At 63.7% G+C, this 24,573-nt stretch carries 30 protein-coding genes and 1 riboswitch; of the genes, 18 read left to right on the top strand and 12 right to left on the bottom strand.

The genetic code is table 11. The features are described 5' to 3' along the window. Window positions 1-266: 266 nt before the first annotated feature. The 3 genes from A477_RS23260 to A477_RS0105150 all read left to right on the top strand — a co-directional run bounded on the left by A477_RS23260 (window position 267) and on the right by A477_RS0105150 (window position 1,648). Window positions 267-431, top strand: coding sequence for a hypothetical protein (locus tag A477_RS23260; protein ID WP_017197961.1), 165 nt, complete (start codon window positions 267-269; stop codon window positions 429-431). 673 nt (window positions 432-1,104) lie between these two features. After that, entirely contained in the window at window positions 1,105-1,299 is a 195-nt protein-coding gene (locus tag A477_RS0105155) for a hypothetical protein (RefSeq protein WP_017197958.1), read from the top strand. 25 nt (window positions 1,300-1,324) lie between these two features. Further along, window positions 1,325-1,648 (top strand): hypothetical protein, encoded by a 324-nt coding sequence (locus A477_RS0105150; RefSeq protein ID WP_017197957.1) that lies wholly within the window; start codon window positions 1,325-1,327, stop codon window positions 1,646-1,648. A gap of 916 nt (window positions 1,649-2,564) precedes the next feature. Here the strand turns inward: A477_RS0105150 and A477_RS22060 are convergent. Further along, complete coding sequence (locus tag A477_RS22060) at window positions 2,565-3,146, bottom strand: DinB family protein (RefSeq protein WP_017197955.1); 582 nt, start codon at window positions 3,144-3,146, stop codon at window positions 2,565-2,567. A 39-nt stretch (window positions 3,147-3,185) separates the two neighbouring features. Next, window positions 3,186-3,575, bottom strand: coding sequence for a heavy metal-responsive transcriptional regulator (locus A477_RS0105135; protein ID WP_017197954.1), 390 nt, complete (start codon window positions 3,573-3,575; stop codon window positions 3,186-3,188). A gap of 103 nt (window positions 3,576-3,678) precedes the next feature. Between A477_RS0105135 and merA the strand changes: the two genes are divergently transcribed. From merA to A477_RS0105110, 3 genes are all read left to right on the top strand, one after another. After that, entirely contained in the window at window positions 3,679-5,109 is a 1,431-nt protein-coding gene (merA, locus tag A477_RS0105130; protein WP_017197953.1) for a mercury(II) reductase, read from the top strand. Between the two features lie 35 nt (window positions 5,110-5,144). Further along, a complete protein-coding gene (merB, locus tag A477_RS0105125; protein WP_017197952.1) occupies window positions 5,145-5,813 on the top strand; it encodes an organomercurial lyase MerB in 669 nt (222 codons plus the stop codon). 359 nt (window positions 5,814-6,172) lie between these two features. Continuing rightward, the gene (locus tag A477_RS0105110; protein ID WP_017197949.1) at window positions 6,173-7,450 is read left to right on the top strand and encodes a YibE/F family protein; all 1,278 of its coding nucleotides are present in this window, start codon (window positions 6,173-6,175) and stop codon (window positions 7,448-7,450) included. 196 nt (window positions 7,451-7,646) lie between these two features. On the opposite strand, the gene A477_RS0105105 is transcribed toward A477_RS0105110, so the two are convergent. Further along, window positions 7,647-8,051, bottom strand: coding sequence for a hypothetical protein (locus tag A477_RS0105105; protein WP_017197948.1), 405 nt, complete (start codon window positions 8,049-8,051; stop codon window positions 7,647-7,649). 237 nt (window positions 8,052-8,288) lie between these two features. Here A477_RS0105105 and A477_RS0105100 point away from each other — a divergent pair, with 237 nt between their 5' ends. The 5 genes from A477_RS0105100 (at window position 8,289) to A477_RS0105080 (ending at window position 13,107) form a co-directional block, all read left to right on the top strand. Then, complete coding sequence (locus A477_RS0105100) at window positions 8,289-8,594, top strand: heavy-metal-associated domain-containing protein (protein ID WP_017197947.1); 306 nt, start codon at window positions 8,289-8,291, stop codon at window positions 8,592-8,594. A 62-nt stretch (window positions 8,595-8,656) separates the two neighbouring features. After that, window positions 8,657-10,798 (top strand): copper-translocating P-type ATPase, encoded by a 2,142-nt coding sequence (locus A477_RS0105095; RefSeq protein ID WP_017197946.1) that lies wholly within the window; start codon window positions 8,657-8,659, stop codon window positions 10,796-10,798. A 91-nt stretch (window positions 10,799-10,889) separates the two neighbouring features. Continuing rightward, window positions 10,890-11,381, top strand: coding sequence for a DUF6153 family protein (locus A477_RS0105090; RefSeq protein WP_017197945.1), 492 nt, complete (start codon window positions 10,890-10,892; stop codon window positions 11,379-11,381). A gap of 150 nt (window positions 11,382-11,531) precedes the next feature. Continuing rightward, window positions 11,532-12,146 carry a DUF305 domain-containing protein gene (locus A477_RS0105085; protein ID WP_192811977.1) on the top strand — a complete coding sequence of 205 codons (615 nt, stop codon included), beginning with the start codon at window positions 11,532-11,534 and terminating at the stop codon, window positions 12,144-12,146. A gap of 82 nt (window positions 12,147-12,228) precedes the next feature. Further along, window positions 12,229-13,107 carry a F510_1955 family glycosylhydrolase gene (locus A477_RS0105080; protein WP_017197943.1) on the top strand — a complete coding sequence of 293 codons (879 nt, stop codon included), beginning with the start codon at window positions 12,229-12,231 and terminating at the stop codon, window positions 13,105-13,107. A 213-nt stretch (window positions 13,108-13,320) separates the two neighbouring features. Here A477_RS0105080 and A477_RS0105075 read toward each other — a convergent pair whose 3' ends face one another. Together A477_RS0105075 and A477_RS22720 are read right to left on the bottom strand one after the other, a co-directional pair. Further along, window positions 13,321-13,875: a hypothetical protein gene (locus A477_RS0105075; RefSeq protein WP_017197942.1), complete on the bottom strand. Its 555-nt coding sequence runs from the start codon at window positions 13,873-13,875 to the stop codon at window positions 13,321-13,323. A gap of 68 nt (window positions 13,876-13,943) precedes the next feature. After that, the gene (locus A477_RS22720; protein WP_017197941.1) at window positions 13,944-15,041 is read right to left on the bottom strand and encodes a hypothetical protein; all 1,098 of its coding nucleotides are present in this window, start codon (window positions 15,039-15,041) and stop codon (window positions 13,944-13,946) included. 162 nt (window positions 15,042-15,203) lie between these two features. Further along, a riboswitch (cyclic di-AMP (ydaO/yuaA leader) is annotated at window positions 15,204-15,375 on the top strand. Between the two features lie 5 nt (window positions 15,376-15,380). Between A477_RS22720 and A477_RS22905 the strand changes: the two genes are divergently transcribed. Continuing rightward, window positions 15,381-16,181, top strand: a complete 801-nt coding sequence (locus A477_RS22905) for a M23 family metallopeptidase (RefSeq protein ID WP_237715728.1) — start codon at window positions 15,381-15,383, stop codon at window positions 16,179-16,181. Window positions 16,182-16,486: 305 nt separating this feature from the next. On the opposite strand, the gene A477_RS0105060 is transcribed toward A477_RS22905, so the two are convergent. The 4 genes from A477_RS0105060 to A477_RS0105045 form a co-directional block, all read right to left on the bottom strand. After that, the gene (locus A477_RS0105060) at window positions 16,487-17,122 is read right to left on the bottom strand and encodes a thioredoxin-like domain-containing protein (RefSeq protein WP_017197939.1); all 636 of its coding nucleotides are present in this window, start codon (window positions 17,120-17,122) and stop codon (window positions 16,487-16,489) included. Then, on the bottom strand, window positions 17,119-18,027 hold the full coding sequence (gene lgt / locus A477_RS22045) for a prolipoprotein diacylglyceryl transferase (protein WP_017197938.1): 909 nt from the start codon (window positions 18,025-18,027) through the stop codon (window positions 17,119-17,121). The genes A477_RS0105060 and lgt overlap by 4 nt, the downstream gene beginning before the upstream one ends. Before the next feature lie 102 nt (window positions 18,028-18,129). Continuing rightward, a complete protein-coding gene (locus tag A477_RS0105050; RefSeq protein ID WP_017197937.1) occupies window positions 18,130-18,879 on the bottom strand; it encodes a cytochrome c biogenesis CcdA family protein in 750 nt (249 codons plus the stop codon). 50 nt (window positions 18,880-18,929) lie between these two features. Continuing rightward, entirely contained in the window at window positions 18,930-19,178 is a 249-nt protein-coding gene (locus A477_RS0105045) for a hypothetical protein (protein ID WP_017197936.1), read from the bottom strand. Between the two features lie 108 nt (window positions 19,179-19,286). Here A477_RS0105045 and A477_RS0105040 point away from each other — a divergent pair, with 108 nt between their 5' ends. The 3 genes from A477_RS0105040 (at window position 19,287) to A477_RS0105030 (ending at window position 21,104) form a co-directional block, all read left to right on the top strand. Beyond that, window positions 19,287-19,838, top strand: coding sequence for a hypothetical protein (locus A477_RS0105040; protein WP_157367042.1), 552 nt, complete (start codon window positions 19,287-19,289; stop codon window positions 19,836-19,838). Window positions 19,839-20,371: 533 nt separating this feature from the next. Beyond that, on the top strand, window positions 20,372-20,500 hold the full coding sequence (locus tag A477_RS23845; RefSeq protein WP_286130195.1) for a hypothetical protein: 129 nt from the start codon (window positions 20,372-20,374) through the stop codon (window positions 20,498-20,500). Between the two features lie 193 nt (window positions 20,501-20,693). Further along, window positions 20,694-21,104 carry a four-helix bundle copper-binding protein gene (locus A477_RS0105030; protein ID WP_017197933.1) on the top strand — a complete coding sequence of 137 codons (411 nt, stop codon included), beginning with the start codon at window positions 20,694-20,696 and terminating at the stop codon, window positions 21,102-21,104. A 45-nt stretch (window positions 21,105-21,149) separates the two neighbouring features. Here the strand turns inward: A477_RS0105030 and A477_RS0105025 are convergent, their stop codons facing one another. Beyond that, a complete protein-coding gene (locus A477_RS0105025; protein ID WP_017197932.1) occupies window positions 21,150-21,734 on the bottom strand; it encodes a TetR/AcrR family transcriptional regulator in 585 nt (194 codons plus the stop codon). A gap of 101 nt (window positions 21,735-21,835) precedes the next feature. On the opposite strand from A477_RS0105025, the gene A477_RS0105020 reads away from it, so the two are divergent. Together A477_RS0105020 and A477_RS0105015 are read left to right on the top strand one after the other, a co-directional pair. Then, window positions 21,836-22,090 (top strand): hypothetical protein, encoded by a 255-nt coding sequence (locus tag A477_RS0105020; protein WP_017197931.1) that lies wholly within the window; start codon window positions 21,836-21,838, stop codon window positions 22,088-22,090. A 38-nt stretch (window positions 22,091-22,128) separates the two neighbouring features. Beyond that, window positions 22,129-22,611, top strand: coding sequence for a hypothetical protein (locus A477_RS0105015; RefSeq protein WP_017197930.1), 483 nt, complete (start codon window positions 22,129-22,131; stop codon window positions 22,609-22,611). Between the two features lie 334 nt (window positions 22,612-22,945). Here A477_RS0105015 and A477_RS0105010 read toward each other — a convergent pair whose 3' ends face one another. Continuing rightward, a complete protein-coding gene (locus A477_RS0105010; protein WP_026005359.1) occupies window positions 22,946-23,404 on the bottom strand; it encodes a hypothetical protein in 459 nt (152 codons plus the stop codon). A gap of 83 nt (window positions 23,405-23,487) precedes the next feature. Here A477_RS0105010 and A477_RS0105005 point away from each other — a divergent pair, with 83 nt between their 5' ends. Beyond that, window positions 23,488-23,775 (top strand): hypothetical protein, encoded by a 288-nt coding sequence (locus A477_RS0105005; protein WP_017197928.1) that lies wholly within the window; start codon window positions 23,488-23,490, stop codon window positions 23,773-23,775. Window positions 23,776-23,792: 17 nt separating this feature from the next. Here the strand turns inward: A477_RS0105005 and A477_RS0105000 are convergent, their stop codons facing one another. Continuing rightward, the gene (locus tag A477_RS0105000; RefSeq protein WP_017197927.1) at window positions 23,793-24,572 is read right to left on the bottom strand and encodes an NlpC/P60 family protein; all 780 of its coding nucleotides are present in this window, start codon (window positions 24,570-24,572) and stop codon (window positions 23,793-23,795) included. Between the last annotated feature and the right edge of the window lies 1 nt (window position 24,573).

The raw sequence follows: 24,573 nt of genomic DNA, 5'->3' as shown, positions 1-24,573 counted from the left end.
GAATCCGAAGGACAGCAGCCAAAAAACGTCGTAGACACACAGGACCGGGCACGGCGGAGCTCTGCGACGTCGGGACCGGGCCCAACGGCCGGCCACGGAGCGAAGCGGAGTGGACGCCCAAAGGGGTGCGAGCCCTGCGAGCATGCTCTCTCCTGACTCTTGTCAGGCTGGGTTGGTTGGTACGGTGAAGATGTCAGAAGGTGAGACTGACTGTGGGTCCTAAACCGGACGGCTCGAAGCGCTCTTACTGGGCAGCTGGAGGATGCATGAGCGATTTGCCGAAGTACCGGCACGGTGGCAGAGACAGGAATAACTACGGTCCTGATCTAAACCTCCGTCGGAAACGTCGCGGGCTTATCTTCGCCGTCTTATCGTTTCTGGGGCTGCTGGTGTGGTTCGTGTGGGCAGGTCTGGGCGCCCTGGCCCAGTAAGGGGCGGGCCCGCCGTCTGGCAGGCCCACCCCGGTCCGGTCTAGCTTCCGTCTTCCTTGGGGACTTTGGTGTTGGCGCGGTACGCCAGGATCGCCGCTCCCAGTGCTGTGAGCGAGAGAACGAAGTTCACGATGGTCAGTGGATCCATGAGGTTTCCTTATCGGTGAGTTGGCCATATCCTGAGAAAGGAGCCCGGTGGCCGCAACCAAGCGGTCACGACCACCGGATTGTGTGACTACTACCTCCTCGCTTTACGCTTCCGCTTCCGAGTTGCCGCTCGGGAGCGTTTGCTCTTTAAGCGCGCGTTCCGCATGGAGAGTAGAGCGATGACAGCTGTCATCAAGCTCACGACCGAAGTCGCGAGCTTGATTGCTTCGTCGATGCTCATGTAGCCACCTCCTTCCTGCCCCGCCGTGCGAGGCCCCCACTGGTCCAGCCGGTCGAGGGTGGGCCGTCAACCCCGAAGAGTGACCGGGGAATCCCGCGAAATAAGGGAGTGCAGCGACCGCGCGGGATTGCCCGGTTGCGTGGGTTGACGGGTCGGGCCCCCGGACGGCTACGATCAGTGGCCTTGTACGGAGAACAACCCAGCCACATGTAAGGCAAAAAGAGGCTTTTGCAGTCGGCCGCGGAGCGGACGCCCGTTCTGGTCTTAGTCCTTTAGGCTGAGGCCATGGACAAGAAGAAAGCAGCGCTGACCTGGGCGCTTTTGGGGACTGGCTTCCTTGTGTACGGCCTCTACTGCGCCCTGACGACCGGCGGCACTTGGTATCTCATTGCCTCTGCCGTGATCCTGATGGTTTCCGGCGTGGTCTGCGTAGGAAACGCGGCTCAGATTATGCGACGCCCGGACCCGCAGCGCTACTAGACACAGCAACACTCAAAGGAGCAGCATGCTTGGTTTCAAAGTGAACGTCCAGAAAGAAGACAAGAGCGCCGAGCTGGAGATCCAGGGCTTCCCGGATCAGGAGACTGCCGAAGGTTTCGCGAACGAAGTTCACGAAACTTTGCTGGTGTGCAAGGACGAGAACGAAGAGATCACCGGATTCGAAGTTGGCCGGCCCGGCCCCATGGAGCCCCGTGAAGGCGCTCCCGAAGCGGACATCGAAGACTTCATCGATCAGATCACCATGTCCGTCATGAGCCCTGAACCAGCGAACCTGGTCAACAGCGAATCCCCCGTGCGTTTCGCTGTTGAGCAACCGGTGACCTGGTAGCTCAGCGGCAGGTCTCATCGTTGGTCCTTTAGGCTGGGCGCATGGACGAGTCCATTCCGCGGGCACTGCAACCACCGGTTGCTGTTGCCTTGGCGAGGCTCGTCAAGACTTTCCCCGGCCCTGCTGCCCTTCCGGGCGGGATTTGGGCGGAGCCCAAGTGGGACGGGTACATTCACTGGACTTCGTCAAGTCATTCCGGACCGTGACGCGATGAGTGAGCCTGTCCCTGGGGTATGCCACCGAAGGCCGTGAAGGGCATCCTTGCGACGTCTGCCTCGCCCGGTGTGACGCTTTTTGAACCGAAGTTAGCTGGGTACCGGATCATGATCTCCGAGCAGAAGACGGTGGAGCCTATGGTCACGTCAGGGCAAGGCGCTGACGAGATATTCTGCTCGGCTTCAGCACGACCCGGGGTGACTTTTCCCATGTCAAAGGTCAGTTAATTGTGCGCGACAGGTGTCGTCACTTATCGCCCAGCTAGTCCATTAGTGAGGGCACTACTCGGCCTTCATCCAACCTCGAAGTCCTGTATTGCCACGATCATCTCGGATCCCGAGTGTTTTGAGACGAAAAGGTTTCGAGACATTGAGCTGAAAGTTTCCTCCAGGCCTGGAATAGGACCTCAGGTGCCTGGCTTGGAGTCATGTCCGGGGCGCAGGGCGATCCACAGCGCGCATCGCCGGCAAATATAGGCGGGTTCATGGCCGAGCGCGTGAAGTTTGTGGCGCTTCATTTGCCGTCCGCAACAGGAGCACCGGTTCGGGCTGTCAGAGTCCACGGTTTCTCAGCGCTTCCAGTACCCGATCGACGGTCGGAACGCCGGCCATGCCGCTTGCCACGGGGTAGATCCGGCATACGAGTTCAGTCTCTGGGGCAGTCAACGAATGCAGCAGTTTTGTTTTCATAGCGCCTCACGTCATGTAACCGGAGGTCCCGGTGGCTTGTCAGAGTCCGGCTTTTGATGGCTTATCTGGGGAGGCTGGCTTAGGGACAGTTGCCGGGCGTGGAAGTCGAAGTGGAGTGTCGGGTACGCGTAGACGTCGGTGAGTGTCATTGTCGGCATGAAGAAAGGATCCCACCGATCCGGGAATGGCATCGTTCTTGCCAAGGACTTGAAACTCTCGCGTTCGAGTCTGCGGGAAATTGCGCTTATGGTCTTGTCTAGTTTGCGGCGCATTCGCTGTTTGTTGTAGACGAGGGCAGCAGCGCGGGAGCCCCAGTAGTTCACGACATCGAAGGGCTGTGTCCCGGCATTCAGGACCGCGGCAAAAGCTTTGCCGGCTGGTTCGGGGAGCCTGCTGATGACATGGACCAGCGGAAGCAGGGCGCGGACGACCATGTAGCCGAAAACCATGTGGAAGAGCAGTTCCTCGTTGGTCCAACGGGTTCCGTTGCTGCGTCTCCGAAGATCCGCGTCCCCGGCGTTCTTCAGCCAGGCATCGAGGTCATGGCTGGCACGGATGTAGCCGGCCAGGATTTCCGTCTTTGTTGGTTCCATGCCGTGCCTTGCGCTCCTGACGCCTGGATTTTGCTGATCTTAGATGTAGCGGCAGACCTCGTCAGCGGAGCACGTGTCCGGTTCCGGTTCAGCGGCCTGGGCGTGCAGTTGGGAGATGGTTTCCCTGAGGGCAAGGAGCTCGGCGATCTGGGCATCGAGTTCCCGCAGACGCTCGCCTAGCAGGTCCCGGACGTGCGAGCACGGCGGCTGGCCGTGCTCGCGGATCCTCAGGATCTGCCCGATCTGGGCGAGGGTGAGCCCGGCGGCCTGGCCGCGGTGGATGAACCCGACCCGTCCCACAGCATCGTCGGTGTAGTCCCGGTACCCGGAGGCCATGCGCTCCGCGGGCGGGAGCAGACCCGATTCCTCGTAAAACCGCAGGGTCTTGGTCGTGGTCCCGGTTGCTTCCGCAAGCTGTCCGATTCTCATGTGCGCTGATTCTTTCAGTGGCCGCCCGACTTGACCTTCCACTGTACTGGAAGGTTCATGATGGTGCCATAGGAACTTTCAAGCCACGGGGAAGGAAGACGGGATGGGCAACGAGGGGTTCGATCTTGCGATCATTGGGTCCGGTGGAGCGGCGTTTGCGGCCGCGATCCGTGCCACGGGGCTGGGCAAGCGGGTAGTGATGGTGGAGCGCGGGACCGTGGGCGGGACGTGCGTGAACACCGGGTGCGTGCCGTCGAAGGCGCTTCTGGCTGCCGCGGATGCCCGTCACGCGGCGTTGGACTCGGCCCGTTTCCCCGGCATCATGGCCACGACAGGCCCCGTGGACATTCCGGCCCTCATCGGGGGCAAGGCCGCGCTTGTTGAAAGCATGCGGACGGAGAAGTACATCGATCTGGCCGCGGACTATGACTGGGCCATGGTCGAAGGGGACGCCGCGTTCACTGGAAGCCAGGAAGCGCCGCTGCTCCAGGTCACCTCACCGAGCGGTGCCGTGACAACGATCGAGGCCGGACACTACCTCGTGGCCACCGGCTCCGCACCATGGGCACCGCCCGTTCCGGGACTGGCCGAGACCGGCTACCTGACCTCGACGACGGCGATGGAACTGGACCAGGTCCCGGAATCAATGCTCATCCTGGGCGGGGGCTATGTTGCCTTGGAGCAGGCACAGCTCTTCTCCCGGCTCGGCACCCGGGTCACCATGCTGGTCCGCTCCCGGTTGACCTCGCAGGAGGAACCGGAAGTATCCAAGGCGTTGGCCGCAGTCTTCGCGGACGAGGGGATCCGGGTGGTCCGGCGGGCCATTGTGGATTCCGTGACCATGGACGAGTCAACGGGCGAGGCCGTCGCCACCGCATCCGTGGCCGGAGGCCACGAAGTCTTCCGGGCCGCCCGGCTGCTCGTGGCCATGGGCCGCCGGCCCGTCACCGACGGCCTGAACCTTGGGTCCGTCGGTGTAAAGACCGGCACGTCCGGCGAGATTGTGGTCGATGCGCGTTTGGCCAGTTCCAACCCGCGGATCTGGGCCGCCGGGGACGTGACCGGACATAGGGAGTTCGTGTACGTCGCCGCGGCTCACGGCACATTGGCCGTGGAGAACGCCTTCACCGACGCCGTGGCCGAGGTCGACTACCGGCACCTGCCCCGGGTGACGTTCACCAGCCCGGCTGTGGGCGCCGTCGGAATGACTGAGAAGGACGCGGTCGATGCCGGGATCCGCTGTGACTGCAGGATCCTGCCCCTGCAAAATGTCCCGAGGGCGCTGGTCAACCGCGACACCCGCGGCTTCATCAAGGTCGTCACCAACCGTGACACCGGCAGGATCCTGGGCCTCACCGCCGTGGCCAAGGACGCCGGGGAACTCGCTGCCGCCGGCGTCTACGTCCTCGAGGCGGGCATGACCACCGCCCAGGTCGCCGCCATGTGGAGCCCGTACCTGACCATGGCCGAGGGCATCAAACTCGCCTGCAAAGCCTTCACCACCGACGTCTCCAAACTCTCCTGCTGCGCCTGAAAGCGCGGGCCCCGAACATCAACAAAGCCAATCCCATGACAACCACCGACCACCCGGCCCTCACCTACCTGCTGTCCCCTTCACGGTCCGGGATCGAACCTGAATTGTTCGTGCCGTTGCTGCGGCTCCTGGCCGAAGGCGAGCCCGTCACGGTCGCCGAACTGGCCACCGCCAGCGGACGGAGCGAAGACGCGGTCCGGCAGGGGCTAGCCGCCGTCCCGGACACCGAGTATGACGACGACGGGTGCATCCTCGGCCTGGGCCTCACACTGCGTCCCACCCCGCACCCCTACACCGTGGCCGGCGAGCAGCTCTACACCTGGTGCGCCCTGGACACCCTCATCTTCCCAGCCCTCATCGGGAAAGCGGCGACCATAGAGTCGAGCTCCCCGCGCAGCGGAACCCCTATCCGGGTCACGACGGGTGCCGATGGCACCGTCACCTCCGTGCAGCCGGCCACCGCCGTCGTGTCCCTCGTCAATCCCGAAGGTACAGGGCCGGTCCGGTCCTCGTTCTGCAACCAGGTCCACTACTTCGCCTCCCGCGAGGACGCCCGTACTTGGCTGGAAACCCACCCCGGCAGCGAAGTCCTGGACATCGACGCAGCACACCGGGCCGGCGCGGCCATCGCAGCCTCCATGCTGTCGGACACGACCACTGAGACTCCGTCCCCCGACGCACCGCACGACTGCTGCGCACTCTGACACCCGAACACTCTGACCCTGAGCACCGGAGACCCGCACATGAACGCATGATCCTATGCTGCGCGGGACCCGTCCTCATCGCCGTCACCAGACAGCGACGGAGCCGGTGAACCGACCACTCCTGCCCGCCCATCTTCCCCGGCCACCTCCGGGACGTTCTTGTTCATGCTCGTTCATCATCGCCGTCACCAGACAGCGACGGAGCCGGTGAACCGACCACTCCTGCCCGCCCATCTTCCCCGGCCACCTCCGGGACGTTCTTGTTCATGCTCGTTCATCATCGGGGCCCGGGTACAACGGCCGGGTCAGTATCTGGGAGCCTTGCACAGTAAAGTTCAACGGGTGAGGTTGAACTTTTGATGGGCGCTGGACATGGCCACTCCCATGCGGAGCCGGATCCATCGCCCCGAGCGAAGGCCCTGCGGCGGCGCGCAAATCGGTTGCTCTTGGCGGTCCTCGTACCTCTGACTCTGCTGACGTTGGCCACCATGGTCCTGATGTGGCCCTCGGGCAGCAGGGAAGGCATCACCCTTACCAGCCCCTACTCTGGTGCCCCCGGTGCGACCTTTGAGAGCGGAAAGATTCAAAGCGTAATTCAGGAAAGCTGTACGCAGGGGACGAGCCAGAACACCCAGAGCCCTGGGGGCTCCAACTGTACGTTTGCGTTCACCGAACCGGATAAAGGCGGCAGCCCGGTCAAGGTGATCATCAACCCGGACGTAGTGAAGTCCCATGGTGTACGAGCCGGAGACAAAATCAGTTACTTGGATTTGACGTCGTCCTCGGGCGTTGCAGACAGCCCGGCGACGCCCCGATACATCTTCGTTGATTTCGTCCGTACGCTGCCGATCTTACTGCTGGCCGTCCTGTATTCCTTGGTGGTGATTGCTGTTGCCCGCTGGCGCGGGCTCCGGGCACTTATCGGACTGGTAGGCGCCTTTGCCGTGCTGGCCGGGTTCGTTCTTCCGGGGTTGGTGGAGGGAAAACCCCCGCTGCTACTGGCACTCGTGGGATCCACGGTGATCATGATCGGCATGCTGTACTTCGCCCACGGATTTTCCGCCCGCACATCCACTGCCCTGCTGGGCACCATGTTCGGACTTGCCATCACGGCGGCACTGGCAGCGTGGTCAACGGATGCCGCAAATCTTTGGGGCGCAGGGAGCTCTGAAGCTTCGACCCTGTCCAACATTTCGGGCAACATCTCCATCTCAGACATCATCCTGTGCGGGCTCATCATTTCCGGACTCGGCGTGCTGAACGACGTCACCATCGCACAATCCTCTTCGGTGTGGGAACTCCATGAGCTCGCTCCGGGAACTTCCGCGCGCAACCTCTTCACATCTGCCATGCGTATCGGCCGCGACCACATCGCCTCCACGGTCTACACGATCGCGTTCGCTTACGCGGGAACCGCTTTACCGATCATGATTCTAGTGATGCTCCACAACCGGCCCCTGGGAGAAGCGCTGACAAGCGCGGAAATGTCAGAGGAAGTGGTTCGGACCCTGGTCGGCTCCGTAGGACTGGTACTAGCCATCCCTGTCACAACTCTTCTCGCCGTGTTGGTTGTCAAGGCAACCGGCATCCGTAAACCCGTCCAGCCTGCTACTCCAAAGGACATAACCGTGCCCTGACCGCTGCAAACCCTGCCCGAAGCGAGCAGCGCGCGAAGGAAGGGCGGCCGTCATGAGAACCGCCGGCTAGTGAGCCAGCCCGTGGTCGGGTGTCGCGGACACTCACTGGTGCAGGGCGTGCAGGCAGCCGCATCATGTTCTCGCCTCTGTCCCCGATAAACAAAACGGGGTCTCCTCCCTGCCTGGAACGGCAGAATCAGTGGTGATGTCCGGCGTCGTGATGGTCGCTGCCACCGGAAATCCCTGCTGTTGATGCAAGATGATTCCAGCCTGCGTCACTGAGTGCATGGTAGGCGATATGGAGCTCCTTCGCAGGATCCGCGACTGCGGATATGTCACGCCTTTTCAGAACGGTGACCAGCGCCGCGGCGGCCGCAGTAAATCTATCGGCCGCGGTCCGGATGTCTTCGGGCCAGGCCGTAACGGCTACAGCAGTGCGCGCGTTGTCGATTAAGGGCGCCCAGTTCCGGTCGATTGCCGGCTCTGGCCCGGTGAGTGTCGTGGCGATGCCATGAAAACCTACGGTGTCGATATGCGTCAGGGCCGCGAGCACTCCGGACACTGACGGCGGCGTTTCTCGGCCTCGGTCTGAATGATCCACAGCGAGTTTCCTTTCGTGTTCCGCGCTTCCTCAAGGATGGCTCTCCTCCGGTCCGCGGTTCAATACCTTCAGCGCTCCGTGTTGAAGACCACTACAACGCGGGTTGCCAAACATACCCCTAGGGGGTATATTTTGGGTGTTGTCAGTGAGTGGTATGTCGCGGAGGGCCGACTGGTCCCTCTTTACAACCGTTCAACCACAGCACCCATCGCATCTTCCGCAATGAATGGAACTGACATGCAAACACCATCACGCACCGAACTGCCCGTGACTCCTACCTCCTCAACGGGTTGCGGCTGCTGCTCCACTGAAGCCGCCCCGGCACCACAAACCGCCGTGGGCACCGGGTTTTCCCTGGAAGGCCTGACCTGCGGTGGCTGCAAAGCCACCGTGGAAAAGGCAGTGAACGCTGTGGCCGGAGTTGAATCGGCGACCGTTGACCTCGTTCCCGGCGGGATCTCCCGTCTGATCGTTTCCGGCTCGGCCACGGCTATCGCGGTCCGGGACGCCGTCACCTCGGCCGGATACAAGGTGACCAGCTAGTTCAAAACACATGGCTCGCGCCGCTCCGGACGAAACCGCGGCCATACCTGGAGGAGCTCATCATGGCAGAGCACGACCATCACCATCACCACCCGTCACAGGTCGGCGAAGCTGACCCTGAGGCAACGACTCCCGTTCACTCCGGCGGGGCAAAAAATGAACCTGCGCACCACCCCCACGGGCATGATGCCCGGGATGATCACGCGGTACACAACCACGGCCAACACGCCGGACACAGCACGGCCATGTTCAAAGACAGGTTCTGGCTGACCTTGGCATTGTCGGTCCCGGTTGTGTATTTCAGCCCGATGTTCGGGCACCTTTTGGGCTACATGCCCCTGGAGTTCCCGGGCTCGTCCTGGATCCCTCCGGTCCTGGGCACGGTGATCTTCGTCTATGGAGGTATGCCGTTCCTCAAGGGCGGGGTCAATGAACTGAAATCCCGGCAGCCCGGGATGATGCTCCTGATCGCGATGGCCATCACCGTCGCGTTCGCGGCGTCCTGGGCCACAAGCCTGAGAATCGGGAATTTCGATCTCGACTTCTGGTGGGAACTGGCGCTGCTGGTTGCCATCATGCTGCTCGGACACTGGATTGAAATGCGGGCGCTGGGTTCGGCCCAAGGTGCTTTGGACGCTTTGGCAGCTCTGCTGCCTGATGAGGCCGAACGCGTCACCGACGCCGGCGTCGAAACTGTCCCGGTGTCAGAACTACGGCAAGGGGACATCGTCCTGGTCCGGTCCGGGGCCCGGATGCCCGCCGACGGCACCGTCGTTGACGGACGCGCCGAGTTCGATGAATCCATGATCACCGGTGAATCCAAAACAGTGCTGCGCACTACGGGTGATCCGGTAGTAGCCGGAACCGTAGCCACGGACAATACCGTCCGGGTCAGTGTAACGGCCGTCGGGGATGACACGGCGTTGGCCGGCATCCAACGGCTCGTAGCCGAAGCCCAGGCCTCCTCGTCCAAGGCCCAGGCCCTGGCGGATCGGGCAGCGGCGTTCCTGTTCTACTTCGCCACCATCGCCGGCGTGATCACGTTCATCGCGTGGGTCCTCCTGGGAAGCTTGCCCGAAGCCGTGACGCGCACCGTCACAGTTCTGGTGATCGCCTGCCCGCACGCGCTCGGACTCGCCATTCCACTGGTGATAGCGATCTCCACGGAACAGGCCGCCAAGGCCGGGGTACTGATCAAGAACCGGATCGCCCTGGAGCGGATGCGCACCATCGACGTCGTCCTGTTCGACAAAACCGGCACCCTAACCAAGGGCGAACCTGAAGTCAGGAACACCGCAACTATCGACGGCGGTTCTACCGATGAACTCCTGGCCCTCGCCGCGACGGTGGAGTCCGACAGCGAACACCCCGTGGCGCGTGCCATCGTCCGGGCAGCACACTACAAAGGCCTGCCCCTCCCACAGGCGACCGGTTTCACGTCCATGACCGGCCGGGGCGTACGCGCCACGGTCGACGGCCGTACCGTCCAGGTCGGCGGCCCGGCACTGCTGCGCGAACTGGGACTTACCGAACCCGAGGCCTTGGCCAGGTCCACGCGGGAATGGATGGGCCGAGGAGCTGCCGTGCTGCACGTCATCGACGGGGACCGGATCCTGGGTGCGGTCAGTTTGGAGGACGCGATCCGTCCGGAATCCCGGCAGGCAGTGGCCGCCCTTCAAAGCAGGGGCGTCAAGGTCGCCATGATCACCGGCGACGCGCAGCAGGTGGCCAAAGCGGTGGGCGCGGAACTGAACATCGATGAGGTCTTTGCTGAAGTCCTTCCCGTGGATAAGGACAAGAAGGTCGCCCAGTTGCAGGCCCGCGGCCTGAAAGTGGCCATGGTCGGTGACGGGGTCAACGACTCTCCGGCCCTGGCCCGGGCCGAAGTCGGGATCGCCATCGGTGCCGGCACCGATGTGGCCATGGAGTCAGCGGGGGTGATCCTGGCCGGCAATGACCCCCGGGCTGTGCTGTCCATGGTTGATTTGTCGAGGGCGAGTTACACCAAGATGTGGCAGAACCTCGTGTGGGCGACGGGGTACAACGTCATCGCCGTGCCTCTGGCAGCGGGCGTGTTGGCCTTCGCGGGCATCGTCCTGTCCCCGGCTGCGGGCGCGGTTCTGATGTCGCTTTCAACGATCGTGGTCGCCCTCAACGCCCAGCTGCTCCGCCGGGTGAAACTGAACCCCTCCCAGGTTCGTTGAGCCATCAGTGAACCGGCACCGTCGTCCCGCCGAATAGGGGCGCCGGTGCCGGTAGCCTAGAAACAGCAAGTACGCAGGGAGGAGGACCAGCATGGCCACGCAACGCACCATGGCCGGGTCCGCCCTGCTCACGACCGCGCTTCTGACCGCTGTCCTTGCCATCATCGCCGGAATCCTGGGCATGCATGTCCTGGCCGGCACCCATTCGGCACACTCAAGTGTGACGGCTTCGGCGGGCATGCCGGATACGGCCGGGCAGGCCCTGTCCGGCTCCGGGAGCCAAGCATCCGGTCACGGCGCCCATCTGGCCGCGTCGAGGGAGGATGCATTGCAGGAGCTGCCCCCTAGCAGTGGTGCAGCTTCCTTTGCCCAGTGCTCCTGTTCCGGGAACTGCTCAAGCCAACACTCAGTAAACGTCGCCTGCATACCCTCGGTCGCGACGGGGGGCCTGGCAGCGCCTGCGCCGACTGAAGCGCTCTCCATTACAGGGCAGTCCGCGGCCTCAACCAGCACGGCTCTTGCCCCATGGTCCTACCGTCCCGGCAGTCCTTCACCGGGTGAGTTGTCCATCAGCAGAACGTAGCCGTCCCGTCTGCCCGGGCCCGCCCCGGGACTGTTCTTCCAGACGCCGGTCACCCCTTTTCAGGGATGACCGTTGCGTAGCTGATGAAATTACCACCTTTAAGGCGGGCGTCTTTGCGCCCCTAAATTCTTTATGAAGGACCTGATTTTCATGAATACGAAAAAATTCTTGCCTGTTGCCGTAACAGCTGTCGCTGCAGTGATCGCTCTGGCCGGTTGCGGCGCGTCCGGCGGTTCCGGTTCCTCCGGGACGTCCATGCCGGGAATGGACCACGGCAGCTCTTCCAGCGCTTCAAGCCCGGCCGCGGCCGGGGCTCATAACTCCGCTGACGTGATGTTCGCCCAGATGATGATTCCGCACCACGCCCAGGCGATGGAGATGAGCGACATGATCCTGAAAAAGCAGGACATTCCTGCCGAGGTAACGGCCCTGGCCACCCGCATCAAGGACGCGCAAGGACCGGAGATCGAGAAGATGACCGGCTGGTTGCAGAGTTGGGGTGAGTCGACGCAGATGGCCACCGGGCACAGCATGGACGGCATGATGGGCGCCGAAGACATGACCAAGCTTGAAGCCGCCCAGGGTGTGGAAGCCGCGAAACTGTTCCTGACCCAGATGATCGCCCACCACGAGGGCGCAGTGACCATGGCCAAAACCGAAACCACGGACGGCAAAGACCCCGCAGCTGTCCAACTGAGCAAGGACATCGTCAGCGCCCAGGAAGCCGAGATCAAGGAAATGCAGACACTGCTGGCCAGCCTCTAGGCCCCCTAACGGGCCGGCCCCGCCGCCAATTGCGCGGGGCCGGCCTCTCTCCGCCTTCCCTTCCACCCCTTGGAGCTTTCCCATGCACTCCTTCACCCCTGCGGCGCGGCGACGCGGCGTCCTGCTTTCGGCCGCGGCGCTCGTCCTTGCCATGGCAGCCTGCGCGCCGGCCAGTCCACCGGCATCCACTGCTCCGTCCATTGAGTTGAGCGACAAGGCCCTGCCCAGCAGCCACGTCCACGGTCTGAGCGTGAACGGCGAGACCAGCCAGGTGCTTTTGGCCACCCATGACGGGCTGTTCGACGTCACGAAACAGCCCGCCAGCAAGATCGGCGGCACCAACGATCTGATGGGTTTTACTGCCGGCCAAGACGGCGTCTTCTACGCCTCCGGGCATCCCGGCCCGGGTTCCGACTTGCCTAATCCCCTCGGGCTGATCAAATCCACCGACGGAGGACAGACTTGGGAGAAACTCTCACGGCAGGGCGAGTCCGACTTCCATGCCCTGACCACCACCAAATCCGGGATCGTTGCCTTCGACGGGCAGCTGCGAAGCAGCCCCGACGGGAAAACCTGGAACACCGTGGCAGCAATGTTCGCCCCGGCAGTCCTGGCCGGGCACCCCGACAGTGACACTGTGCTGGGCACCACCACCGAGGGAATCCAGCGCTCGACCGATGGTGGAACAACGTGGGACTTGCTCCAGGGCGGACCGGTGATCCAGTACGCCGCCTTCGCCAACCCGGTCGAAGCGGCAGGCGTTGCCCCTGACGGGACCACGTATTACTCAGCAGACGCCGGCGCCACATGGACCAAGAAGGGCAGGGTCGACGGTGAAGTGCTGGCCATAGCGGCGGTCAAAGGCGCCGACGGGAAACCCTGGATCTGGGCAGCAACGCCGGACGGAATCGTTGTCTCCACCGACGGCGGCGCCAGTTTCCGGCCCGCAGACGCCGCCTGACAGAGGGGTTGATCCGACGGAGGCCTCCCCAAAGAGGTCTCCGTCGGATTCCCCCGACCAATATGCCCATTTTCCTAAAACTGTGGCTTGGTCTCGTTACCGCCTGGATTGCCGCAAGTTTCCCTACCAAGCACCCCCAACAGCACCTGAAGACTGCAGCTTTAGCCGTGCCATCGGCGGGGCTTCGCTGCCCGGTAGGATCGCCTCGTCGGTTCAGGGCTTGTTCCGAAGTGACCTCTGGGAGAGGAGGAAGGCCCCGCCGACCAGGGCAAGGATCCCTGCAGCGACTACGGCGACCAAGGGCGCGTTGCTGTCGTCCGGGCCGGGGTTCGGTGTTGGGGCGGCGGGCGGCGGAGAGACTGTGGACTCCATCTCCGTGGGGCGTCCCGTATCCGTGGCCCTCGGGATGGGTTCGGGGGCGGTGATGGGGTTGCCATCCCCGGGAGAGTAAGCGAAGACGGTCGGCTGCTTGTGGAGGACAATGATTCCGCTGGCAGTATCGCCGGCAGCAGCGTGAAGTTCGTCGCCGTTGGAGATGGACATGTTGTCGGTGACTGTCGTCCCGGCATCGGAGGTCATGTCAATGACGTTGATGTCAGGCGTCTGTTCCCCTGCGCGCTCGAGTGCGGTCCTAGTGCCGCCTTCCCCGGTCTGCGAAGAGCTGGCGGGGTGCAGGATCAGCGCCGCGGCCAGTGTCGTCGCTGAGAGGGCGAGGCCGCAGCCGAGGGCCCGCTTCCTGCGGAAAGACTTGAGGGAAGTGTTGTGCATTGATGGCTCCAATGGTCTGGATGATCCGGCCAGCGGGGTGTTGGCCGGCGTAGGCTGGTTCGTAGCGTTCAGCCCAGCTGTGCCGCGGTGTCCCGCCGGTTGGCGGCCTGCGGGGTGGAGCCGAGCGCGAAAACCGTGCCAAACGAAATCAGCGCAGACAGGATGGTTATCCCTGTCAGCATTTCCGCTGACCACTGAACGCCTTTGACCTCATTCGTTGCCAGGAGTTGACCGGGCCAAACCAGCAGGGGCAGCGCCGCGGCGAGCACGAGTTCCTGCACCCGCAACGATGCGTTGAGCCGTCGCAGGAAATGAAGAAGAACGTCGACCAGCACGGCCGCAGCGACTGCTGCGAGGACAATCCCCATGGTGCGGAAATTGACCAGGACGGCGGCCAACAGGGCAAGGAGGCCAACGACACCCGTTACAGTCCCCAGCCCGGAGGCCCGGGACCGAACAAGAAACACCAGGGGAACGACCATGATGAGCGAGGTGAGCAGATAACTGGCCAGGCCGGCCGAGGCCAGAGCTTCTGCCACGTTGTGCTCGTCGGTACCTTCCGGGGCATGACCGACGGCAACGGTCGCGAAGTCAGTAATAAACCCTGACAGGAAACTCAGGGCGAACGCCGCAATCCCGGCGATGCCCACCGCACCCAATGTCGGCGGGACCCGCTCAGCGATCGACCCGGGGCCGCCCCGAAGCCTGGAAGCACCAACCGGGCCTGACAGCAGGAGGGCACCGCCGACGAACAACAAAAGATGAGGGGGGCTCAGCAGAGCATCGATTCCCGATTCCACACCAAGGACCTGATGCCAGAGCAAATCAACGGCGCCGCCAGCCAGAAACAGCCCGGCACCCACCACGGCCGCCCCATAGCCGCCGGGAATCCGTCCCACACGACCAAGACGGTGTCGTCGTGCAGCCGCGCGGCTGATAATCAGCAACCATGTCCCCAGCAGCAGCAGCCCTCCGTACAGGAACGCGTGCCATGGAGTAAAAAAGGAGTCCGGAAGGCCCAGGATATGGGCGCGCCCATCGAAATAGACGGCCGTAACGATCACGAGGCCCAGAATCGCGGCAACCAGGTCTTCAGCAACGGTACTGCCCCCATCACCGGTCCCGTTTCCCGGCTGCTGCGCATTTTTCCCGACGTTCAATGCCATCTTCAGACCCCTTGGCTCAGCGTGGGGACGTGCCCGTGACTCTTGGTCAACATGACAACCCCCAGGTAACGAAATTGTAACTTTTGGATCTTTTTGGTTAGTGTTGCCTTTGTACATACCCGCCATGGGTATGCTGGCCCGTTTCGCCAAACCCCGTCGGCGGTCCATGAATTTCCAGTTCCAGGCGGGGGCGGAGGACCCAACAGCGGTGCATGCAGCACCTTGGGGTGAAGCTGGCCTTGCGATTGTCCGCCCATGGGCGGTGAAGCGGGGCTGGCCGGACAGTCCACTCGTCCGAATCCGACAGCTAACTTCGCCGGCGTTGAGAGGACCCCCGCCTTGCCTTCCCGTTCCCAGCACGGGCGCCGTCGCGCCGCCCCCACGTCAGCTCCCATCAGCCGCCGTCTGACCGCCGTTCCTCTGTCTTCGCTGCTGAACCGTGGCCCACGGTTCGGTGCCGCGGCGGCAGCTACCGGCCTGATCGCCGTCTCCGTCCTGTCCGCCGCCCAAGCAGCACCTGAACAGTCGGGCACCGCCCGGGAAGTTGTCCCGGCTGCCTCACCGGCCTCGGTCGTGCAGCCAATGATCAGTGCCGAAGCGGCGGCCTCCCTTTCCTTTGACCGTCCGGCCGTCAGTTCCCAGGCGGCACCCGTTGTGGTGGCCGCCCCGCCGGCAAAGGTCGAAGCAGCCGCGGCAGGCGCTGTGCAGGCCCCGCCCGTTGCCGCTCCGGCCCCGCCGGTTGAAACCGCTCCAGGTCTTCGGGCGCCTATGGCGTCGGTCAACGTCAGCTCACCTTTCGGTCTGAGAGTCAATCCGCTGACGGGGGCGACCGGGGAATGGCACACCGGGATGGATCTGACCGGGGCATGCAGTACCCCGGTTTTTGCTGCCGGCGCCGGAACTGTCGTGGAGGCGGGCTGGAGCCAGTACGGCGGGGGAAACAGGATCGTTGTTGACCACGGCAACGGACTGAAAACCACGTATAACCACCTAGCCAGCATCGGAGTCTCAGTCGGACAGGTTCTCGCCAAGGGTGTCCAGATCGCCGGGGTAGGAACAACAGGCAATTCCACCGGATGCCACCTCCATTTCGAGGTCATGGTGAACGACAAGACAGTGGACCCTGCGTCGTTCATCTGAGCGGCCGGTTCGGGACCGGGCCGCGAACCCAAGGCCCTGGCATGGACGGGCATCCTCAACAGTTCCCGGCTCCGGTCAGCGACAGCTGACCGGCGGCAAGGTGCCCTTTGTGCGGCCCATGGGCGGGCCGGCCCGCTGACGCCCGGCGTATGCCGGATGCAGGATCCGCACGACCAACCCGTACAGCCATGACCGGACGCCCCCGGTCGCACCCGCCGAAGGTATCGGCGGTGCCGCGCCACGGGGTCTTCCTGTGGTTCTCCTGCATCACGATGGTGTCCTTTGCGGGGTCCGGCCTGTCCGGTCTAGTCGTTGCTTCCGCCGGTGCACGAGGCCCCGGGTTCGGGCGCGTTGGGGGATTGGGCATAGGCGTTGATGAACGTGGGGACGCGGGAGTCATCGGCGTTCGGCACACTCAGGCGGGCCCCCCAGGCCGTGGCGGTGACCGGTTCGGTCTGGTTCTTGTTGGGGCTGAGTAGGACGTAGGGGTCGGTTTTGGCCAGGGCAGCGAGTTTGCTGATTTCCTCCGCGGGCAGGTCAGGCTTGTAGCTCAGCCACACGGCACCGTGTTCCAGGGAGTGCACGGCCCGTTCTTCACTGACAGGTTCGGTGTATACGCCGCAATTGGTCCAGGCGGGGGCATGGTCCCCTCCGACGCCGGGCTCCTGGGGGTAGGAGACCTGGGTCTGGACGTGGTTGCTGGAGAGCCCGGAGTACGTCTGGATGCCCTCGATGGGTTTCCTGGCTGCCTCGAGGGCGGCGTTCTTTTCCTGGATCGATCCGGTGATCACCAGTGCCACGGCGGTGACAATGGCGGCCAGGACCAACCCGAAACTGCCGTAGATGAAAATGTTCCTTTTCCGCTGTTTGGCTTTTTGCTCTGCCCGGAGGGCCGTCAGGATGGCTTGGGCTTCGGCGCGGCGTTTGCTGGCGTTGCTCATGGGGTATCTCCTCGGCGGTTGGATGACGGAGCCGTGACAGGGGTTCGGCCTTGGTCCAGAACAAAGGACCGGGGGCCCGGGCGCAGGATCAGAAACAAAATGATGCCGGTGAGCAGCAGCATCGCGGAGACCCAGGTGTTCACCCGCAGGCCCAGGATGATGTTGGCCGGGTCCGCGCGCATCAATTCGAAGGCAAACCGGCCACTGGTGTAGAGGACGACGTAGGCCGCGAACACCGCTCCTGCCCCGAAGTGGTACTTGCGGTCCAGGAACATCAGCAGCGCCGCCGCGGCCAGGCACCAAAGTGATTCATAGAGGAAAGTTGGATGGAAGTAGCCCAGTACTTCCGGTGTTCCGTCCGCTGCGGTCACGGCCTGCCCGGTGGCCGCATTCATGTTGTGGATCTGCAATTTCCATGGCAGGTCCGTGGGGCCGCCGTAGAGTTCGTTGTTGAACCAGTTTCCCCACCGGCCCAGGCCTTGGGCGATGAGCAGCCCGGGGGCGGCCGCGTCGGCGAACACTGCCAAGGTCACCCCTGAACGGCGGGCCCCTATGGCCGCGCCCACTAGGCCCAAGGCGACCGCACCCCAGATCCCCAGCCCGCCCTCCCAGATCCGCAGGGCAGCCCACGGATCCTTCCCGGGTCCGAAGTACAACTGGTTGTCGGTGATGACGTGATAAATGCGGCCTCCGACGATCCCAAAGGGCACAGCCCACATCACGGTGTCCAGGGCCTGGGCTGTCGTGCCTCCGCGGGCGCGGAGTCTGCGCGCTGTCAGCCAGGTGCCAACGATGATGCCGGCCAGGATGCAGAGCGCGTAGAAGCGGATGGTCAGCGGCCCCAGCTCGAAGGCGCTGACCGTGGGAGAGGGGATGAAGAGATCCGGCATTGCAGGGGGTTGCATTAGCCTCCTCATTTAGTGGAGAGCCCGAACGAATGATGGCTGTTCGATTGATTGCCGTGCATGAGAGGTCCTTTGGTCTGCGGGCCAGGGCACCGCAGGAGGTCAAATGGGGGTGAGATAGGTTCCGGAGAGGTTCTGCAGCTGATAGATCCACTGCACCCACACGCCGGTGACCATGAGGACACCGAGGAGGACGAGCATGGACGCTCCTGCAATGTTCACGATCCTGATGTGACGGCGCACCAAAGCCAAGGCTGAACTGACCCATCCCAGGCCCAAGGCGGCCGCAACGAAGGGAATGCCAAGCCCGAGGCAGTAGGCGAAGGCCAGGAGGGCCCCGCGGCCTGCGCTGCCGGTCGTGACGCTCAAGGAGAGCACCGCGCTTAGGGTCGGCCCCATGCAAGGTGTCCAGCCGAGCCCGAAGACGACACCAAGCAGCGGAGCCCCCGCAAGGCCGCCCCGCCGCCCGACATGGATTTTTCGGGTCTGCTGTAACCACGGCACCAGACCGAGCAGAGCGGCGCCCATCAGGATCACCACAACACCCAGCCCGCGCATAAGCGCGTCCTGCCAGCGCACCAGCCAGGATCCGATGGCCCCGAACGCAGCGCCGTAGAGAGTAAAGACCGCGGCGAAGCCCAGCACGAACAACCCGACCCCGGCCAGCACCCGGCGCCGGTTGCGCGGCTGGCCCGGGTCTGTCAGCCCGGAGACGTAACCCAGGTACCCGGGCACCAAGGGAAGGATGCACGGGGACAGAAAGGAGACCAACCCGGCCGCCATCGCCAGGGGGATCGCGATGAGCAGCGCGCCGGAAGTTACCGTGGAGGCGAAAAAGCCACCAAGGTCCATGGCTCAGCCCTCCGTAGAGGGCTGAGCTCTGTCACGCTTCATCATGGCACTTAGCATCCTGTCGCTTCGGTCCGGGGTTCTTCGGCGACCATCTCGAACCCAAAGGACGGAAGACCGCGGAGCTGATCCATCTGTGACGGAGGTGTCAGCTCGGAGGGCGGGTTGGTGTTGTTTGCCTCAGCGGCTGGGGTGTTGTGCTCGCTGCCCGGCTGCAATGCCTCTCCTGCCGGAGGCAGATTTCGGGGCGTGCCCTGCCCCGTGTCGGCGACAGCGGTGGAAGGGTTCAGAGAGTTGTTCATGAAAATCGGGGTCCTTCAAGACATCGGGAGCGCGGGGGCGCGCAGGTGGCGACGGGACCGCTTTCAGGCACGGGTATGGCCTAACGCGGTGCGTCGAGGTGAAAGAGCTTGGCGCAGGAAGAGACGTCCCGCGCATCAGGGATGCTCTATGTCCTGCTGATGCCCAAGGTCATTGGCGATGGGCTCGATGTCAAAGGTGCATGGCAAAGACGCGGCCCGCCGGAAGTATCCAGACGTGGTGCCGGCAGTGCCGCCCCGGGCACCGGGGCCTCCAGGGAGGTATTGGCCGGTGCCGGGATACACTCCTGCGCCGTTGTGGACATGGTCGGGCAGGTGACCGGGTCCGAGCAGGAGGAGGACGCTTCGGAGAAGGAAGCAGCCGGTTCAGCCCCTACGGCCGTCAGTTGCCTTGGGGCCGTTTCCCCCACCGCGGCAGGATACCCGTCGAGCTGCGTTACGGCTGTTGGTGAGGTCGCCGTCGCGTGCAGCCCGTGGGCGCCGGAAAGCATATGCATACCGAAAATCCCGGCGATGAGGGCCAATATGCCGGCCAGGATCACCGACCGCCGCAGGAACGCCGTCAGAGGCCGTCCAATGGCAGCGGTCATCGTGTTCCTCCTTCCGGCGGGCGTGCCCCCCACGGGGCTGGTTCTGGTTTAAGGGTACCGGGCTGGCGCAGTGCTGTGGTCCCTGCAGCTTTCCAACGAAGCACGGGGGCCTTGAAGTTCCCTCGATCACGACGGCCGCGGCCACCGGTCACGCCGGAAAGATCTTGCCGTGTAACAGCCGCATGTCTACACTCCCTCCCAAGGGTTGCTTGGGTGAAGTCATTCCGGTGATCCACCTTTGGTTACGGAGTCCTGTGCGCGGCTGAGTTGGATTTGGTCCCGTTTGTCCGGAACGACTGCTCAAGGACGTCTGGCGACCCTTGGGTTGTTCTATACCTGAAGATCGGTTTGGCCTCGCTGGGGAGCGGCAACCGGTCCGCGCGTTGCGCGGGCCTGCATTTGCTATTGGCGTACCACTCCAGGAGTCATGATGACCGGTCGTCCAGCCGAGAGACGACAGCGGCTCGGCAACGGGTGGCGGGTGCTTGTGGCCATCGCCATGGTGGCTTCCTTCCCCCCGGTTCAATGGGAGCCGTTGACGCGGGACCGTGCAACCCGGTCACCTCCTCCGGGTTCGGTACCGGCATGAGTGTCGGACCGCTGCGCACCGGCCCGGACGCCGGCGCCTACACCTACAGCGGAGACTTCCCCGGCTCACGCTCCACCGCCAGCTACCTCGTCGACGTCATCCTCACCACACCGCCACCGGCCTGACCACGGACGCTTCCATCTCAACGTCAACCCGCTTCGGACGTGCCCGCTTCGCCCGACATGACTGGTGGACCCTTCGGGGGTTCTGATCGGTGGGAGTTCATGCTGCTCCTTCGGCTTCGCCCGTTCGAGGTCTAGGGTGGGTTAAACGGCCGGGCAGGCCGGCCGCTTCGTGATCAATGTCAGGAGCAGAACCATGACCCACCACATCAGCACGATGATCAATTCCCACCCGCAACCGTCAGAGGGCCTGGACAAAGAGAAGCTGGCTGAGTGTATTACTGCCTGCTTCGAATGCGCCCAGGTATGCACTGCCTGTGCCGACGCGTGCCTGGGTGAGGAGATGGTCGCAGAACTCACCACGTGCATCCGTACGGATCTGGACTGCTCCGACATCTGCGCGGCAACCGGCACCATCCTTAGCCGACAAACCGGCACAAACACCGACATCTTCCGCGCGATGCTTGAGGCTTGCCGGACTGCGTGTGGGGTCTGCGCCCGCGAGTGCGAACAGCACGCACACATGCACGAACACTGCAGGATCTGCGCGGAGGCCTGCCGGCGCTGCGAGGATGCCTGCGCGGCGCTCCTGGCCACCCTCACCTAAAAGAGCCAGCCCCCGGAGCGAGGAAACAGCCCTCTCTGTCCTGTCTCAGGTACCCGGGTGCCGGGTTTCGGGCCGCAATCCTGCCATGGTGATTCCAACGAGCCGCCGCGCGGCGTCCTGGGTCAGCCCTGCCGCGGCGCCCAGGGCGTGGAGGCAGTAGCCGGCCAACACCTCCGGTGCAATGTCGTTCCGGATAGCACCTTCTTCTGAGCCCTCGGCGAGCAGGGCCGCCAGGAACGCGTTCAGATGCCGTTCGGCATCTCCGACGTGGGGCCGGGAGTGCAGCCGTATTGCTTGTTCCCCGCCGTGGCCGGAGTGGGCGATCACTGCGTAGGCGCGCAGGACCTCTTCCAGCCTGTGCCAGGTGTCCCCCCGGGTATTTTCGCTGGTGTGCACGAGCTGCTCCAGATGGGTATTGAGGTGGCGCTCATGCCAAGCGTCCAGGACCGTGTCCACATCAGGAAAGTACTTATACAGCGTCGCCCGTCCAATCCCCGCGTCCTGAGCGATCCGCGACATGGTGACCGACGATAGGTCGCGGCCTGATACCAGACCGGCGACTGCGTCCAGAATGGCAGAACGAACGGCCCCGCGGTGTTCCTCTATGGTTTCGTTCCACAACTTCGGCATGCCCCGATCATACGCTTCGTCATCCCTTAGACATGCTGAAGCATCCAAGACATACTGTCTCGTAAAGATGTTTTGACCGAGAACCAACTGACAGGAACGTTATGAGTGGAAAACCGGGAATGGCCGAGGGCAGCAAGCACCCGGATCGGGACACTTTCACCGGACCGCCGCGGTGGGTCAAAATCTCTGCCCTCGCTGCCGGCGTCCTTCTCCTGGTGATCGCGGCGGTCATGATCCTCAGCGGTGGTGAGCACGGGCCGGGCCGGCACGGCTTCGGGCTCGGTGCTCCGGACGGCAGCATCACGGCGTCGGCCCCCGGCAGCGGACAGCCCACGGTCTTCAGCGGCCAAGAGTGAATCCATTGGTTCTCAGTGCTGGGGCGCGGAAGTTTCTGTTGACGTTGCACGTCACCTGCTCCCTGGGATGGGCCGGTGCAGTGGCCGTGTTCGTCGTTCTCGACATCGCGGCTCTGACCGGAAACCAGCCCGAGCTGAGTCGGTTGCTATGGCTGGGCCTGCAGGCCACCGTCTGGACATTGCTGGCCCCTTTGGCCCTCGGGTCTCTGGTGACCGGAATCGCCCTGGCGCTGGGCACAAAATGGGGGCTCGTCCGCCACTACTGGGTCCTTATGAAACTCGCACTCACCCTGGTCGCCACAGTCGTCCTCGTCCTGTACACCCACACGATCGGTCCATTGGCGGAGATCGCTGAGGATCCTGTCATGGCCGGCATGCAGATGCCCTCCGCGCTGCTACATACCGGCGGAGCCCTCGTGGTACTCCTGCTTGCGACCATCCTGGCCATCTACAAGCCCCGTGGCATGACGCGCTACGGACAAAAGAAGCGCCGCCAGGCAGATGTGAAGCAAGTGACATGACCATCCGGCGGTATCAACCTCAACCGCCTCTCTCCGCCCCTCCTGCCGTTACTGCGTTTTACCCATACGGCTGTCCTAATTCCCATGTTGAGGGGGGAATTCCACTTGGAGCCAGTGGTCCCTTCCGGCCGGCACCGGCAATGCCTGCGAGGCGGTGGTCTGCGCCCGGCGGCTCCGGTCTGATGCCGATGGGGCGTCTTGCCGGGCGGACAAGGGGCTGGCGTGGGTATTCCAGGCTTCGGGCCAGGCCTTGCAGGCCATCCTGAGAGAATGCCTTGGAGGGTCAGATCAGGTGGCCCTGGTGTTCAACCGATCGGAAGATCAGCGCATCCACTCAGCCCTGGCGGATGCCGTCGGCATCCAGAAGCAGGCTCGCAGTGATGAATTTTGGGCACTCCGTCAGCGTGGGCGTGAATGTGATGGTTCGGACGGGCAGTGGTGAACTGTCGGTCCCGGTGCCCGACACTGTGGCCTCAATCGGATTCTCTGTGATCAGATCCAGCCAAAGGTGGCCGTAAAGTGTCCCGTCACGGGACGCAGTCGCAGAGCACACGGAATCGGGGTTTTCTTCGCAGCTCTGGTCCACGGGCGTCTGGCCGGGCGCAAGCTTCAGGTCACCCTCTTTGCAGATTCCGGACTGACACGCTTTCAGGTGGACGGTGTTCACCGCTGGTACGTAGCTGCCCAGGATCGTCACTGTGACAACCGGTGCCTGGGCAATTGCGGGGCAATCCTTTACCGGGGCCGCACATGCCGGAACCAGCAGGACGGCGGCGAGCCAACTTCTGCGCATGCTTCAGCGTAGACAGCGTGTGCTGATTGGGGCCTTTTCCATTGCCTCTGGGGAACACATCGTTATGCACAAGGTGCATAACGATGCTGGATCTTTACGCCGTCGTCATCAAGTCCAATCCTCCCGGTGCTGGTTGGTTGATGCCCATGGCCAAGGCCCGTCAGCAGACCGCCGTTGGTCGTCTGGGAGCGCTGCTGTTCGGAATCAGCCAGGCCCCGGTGTTGAGCGTGCCTCAGGTGTTTCTGCTCGCGTGGTTACTCAGGAAGGCCTGCGGTCTTTCCTGCCGCGGCCGCTGGCGGCGGGTCGGGAAGATCACCGGCCTGCGTGAGTTTGAAGGGCGGTCCGGTGATTCAGAGCCCTCGAGGCGCTGAATCACCGGTCTCCAAGGTTACTTTCCAGCGCGGACGAACGTGACGGCGCCCTTGGCTGTCATCCATGTCAGGGGGTGGACGGCCGTTTCGTTCTTACCGTTCAGGCCGGAGCTGAGTACTTGGCCGTTTCCGACGTAGATTCCCACGTGGCCCGGTTGCATCACCATGTCACCGGGCTGGGGGTCGGTGACGACGGTGCCGTAGTTCATGAACTGCATCGGGCCAAGGTCTCCGACGGGGATACCGGCAGCGTTCAGGGCATTTTCCACCAGTCGCGTGCAGTCCTGGATCATGCCGATCTGGGCGTACGCGGAGGAAACCATGATGGCGTTGATTCCGCCTGCTGCCGGGGCGGCCGGCGGTGCAGCAGGAGCCGGGGCGACGGTGACCTGAGCCTTTGCCGGCGCAGCCACTTTCGGCGCGGTGGTCGTCGTCGGAGCAGCCACCTTTGGCGCTTTGGCAGCGACGGGCTTCGGTGGTTCCACGACAGGGGCCGGGGTCGTCACGACGACGGGTCGCTCGAAGGCTATCTGGACAGTGGCATCGACGCTCAGTGGCGCCTGTACTTGACTGGCGATCTCCATGGTCGAAGCCGGCTCTGTCTCGCGCTGAGCAGGGGCATCTGCTGCCTGGGCGGCAATGCCGCTAGTCAAGACGAGGCCGGACGCCGCTGCGATGACGGCAGCTTGGCGGCCTACAGTACCGGCATTGCCGGCGGCAGATCTGGACAGGACCGTGAGGGCGTTGGTCTGGGCGGGTACGGCGCGGTGGCGGCCGTGTGCTTTACGAATGGGCATG

It is taken from the genome of Arthrobacter sp. M2012083 (genome assembly GCF_000281065.1).
Lineage (GTDB): Bacteria > Actinomycetota > Actinomycetes > Actinomycetales > Micrococcaceae > Arthrobacter.
Note: the sequence above shows the minus strand (reverse complement) of the source record. Positions and strands in the feature narration are given on the sequence as shown.

Excerpts from the sequence above, each read along its gene's own strand:
- A477_RS23260 (WP_017197961.1), top strand. The coding sequence starts at position 267 with ATGAGCGATTTGCCGAAGTACCGGCACGGTGGCAGAGACAGGAATAAC.
- A477_RS0105155 (WP_017197958.1), top strand. The coding sequence starts at position 1,105 with ATGGACAAGAAGAAAGCAGCGCTGACCTGGGCGCTTTTGGGGACTGGC.
- A477_RS0105150 (WP_017197957.1), top strand. The coding sequence starts at position 1,325 with ATGCTTGGTTTCAAAGTGAACGTCCAGAAAGAAGACAAGAGCGCCGAG.
- A477_RS22060 (WP_017197955.1), bottom strand. The coding sequence starts at position 3,146 with ATGGAACCAACAAAGACGGAAATCCTGGCCGGCTACATCCGTGCCAGC.
- A477_RS0105135 (WP_017197954.1), bottom strand. The coding sequence starts at position 3,575 with ATGAGAATCGGACAGCTTGCGGAAGCAACCGGGACCACGACCAAGACC.
- merA (WP_017197953.1), top strand. The coding sequence starts at position 3,679 with ATGGGCAACGAGGGGTTCGATCTTGCGATCATTGGGTCCGGTGGAGCG.
- merB (WP_017197952.1), top strand. The coding sequence starts at position 5,145 with ATGACAACCACCGACCACCCGGCCCTCACCTACCTGCTGTCCCCTTCA.
- A477_RS0105110 (WP_017197949.1), top strand. The coding sequence starts at position 6,173 with ATGGGCGCTGGACATGGCCACTCCCATGCGGAGCCGGATCCATCGCCC.
- A477_RS0105100 (WP_017197947.1), top strand. The coding sequence starts at position 8,289 with ATGCAAACACCATCACGCACCGAACTGCCCGTGACTCCTACCTCCTCA.
- A477_RS0105095 (WP_017197946.1), top strand. The coding sequence starts at position 8,657 with ATGGCAGAGCACGACCATCACCATCACCACCCGTCACAGGTCGGCGAA.
- A477_RS0105090 (WP_017197945.1), top strand. The coding sequence starts at position 10,890 with ATGGCCACGCAACGCACCATGGCCGGGTCCGCCCTGCTCACGACCGCG.
- A477_RS0105085 (WP_192811977.1), top strand. The coding sequence starts at position 11,532 with ATGAATACGAAAAAATTCTTGCCTGTTGCCGTAACAGCTGTCGCTGCA.
- A477_RS0105080 (WP_017197943.1), top strand. The coding sequence starts at position 12,229 with ATGCACTCCTTCACCCCTGCGGCGCGGCGACGCGGCGTCCTGCTTTCG.
- A477_RS0105075 (WP_017197942.1), bottom strand. The coding sequence starts at position 13,875 with ATGCACAACACTTCCCTCAAGTCTTTCCGCAGGAAGCGGGCCCTCGGC.
- A477_RS22720 (WP_017197941.1), bottom strand. The coding sequence starts at position 15,041 with ATGGCATTGAACGTCGGGAAAAATGCGCAGCAGCCGGGAAACGGGACC.
- A477_RS0105060 (WP_017197939.1), bottom strand. The coding sequence starts at position 17,122 with ATGAGCAACGCCAGCAAACGCCGCGCCGAAGCCCAAGCCATCCTGACG.
- lgt (WP_017197938.1), bottom strand. The coding sequence starts at position 18,027 with ATGCAACCCCCTGCAATGCCGGATCTCTTCATCCCCTCTCCCACGGTC.
- A477_RS0105050 (WP_017197937.1), bottom strand. The coding sequence starts at position 18,879 with ATGGACCTTGGTGGCTTTTTCGCCTCCACGGTAACTTCCGGCGCGCTG.
- A477_RS0105045 (WP_017197936.1), bottom strand. The coding sequence starts at position 19,178 with ATGAACAACTCTCTGAACCCTTCCACCGCTGTCGCCGACACGGGGCAG.
- A477_RS23845 (WP_286130195.1), top strand. The coding sequence starts at position 20,372 with ATGAGTGTCGGACCGCTGCGCACCGGCCCGGACGCCGGCGCCTACACC.
- A477_RS0105030 (WP_017197933.1), top strand. The coding sequence starts at position 20,694 with ATGACCCACCACATCAGCACGATGATCAATTCCCACCCGCAACCGTCA.
- A477_RS0105025 (WP_017197932.1), bottom strand. The coding sequence starts at position 21,734 with ATGCCGAAGTTGTGGAACGAAACCATAGAGGAACACCGCGGGGCCGTT.
- A477_RS0105020 (WP_017197931.1), top strand. The coding sequence starts at position 21,836 with ATGAGTGGAAAACCGGGAATGGCCGAGGGCAGCAAGCACCCGGATCGG.
- A477_RS0105010 (WP_026005359.1), bottom strand. The coding sequence starts at position 23,404 with ATGCGCAGAAGTTGGCTCGCCGCCGTCCTGCTGGTTCCGGCATGTGCG.
- A477_RS0105005 (WP_017197928.1), top strand. The coding sequence starts at position 23,488 with ATGCTGGATCTTTACGCCGTCGTCATCAAGTCCAATCCTCCCGGTGCT.
- A477_RS0105000 (WP_017197927.1), bottom strand. The coding sequence starts at position 24,572 with ATGCCCATTCGTAAAGCACACGGCCGCCACCGCGCCGTACCCGCCCAG.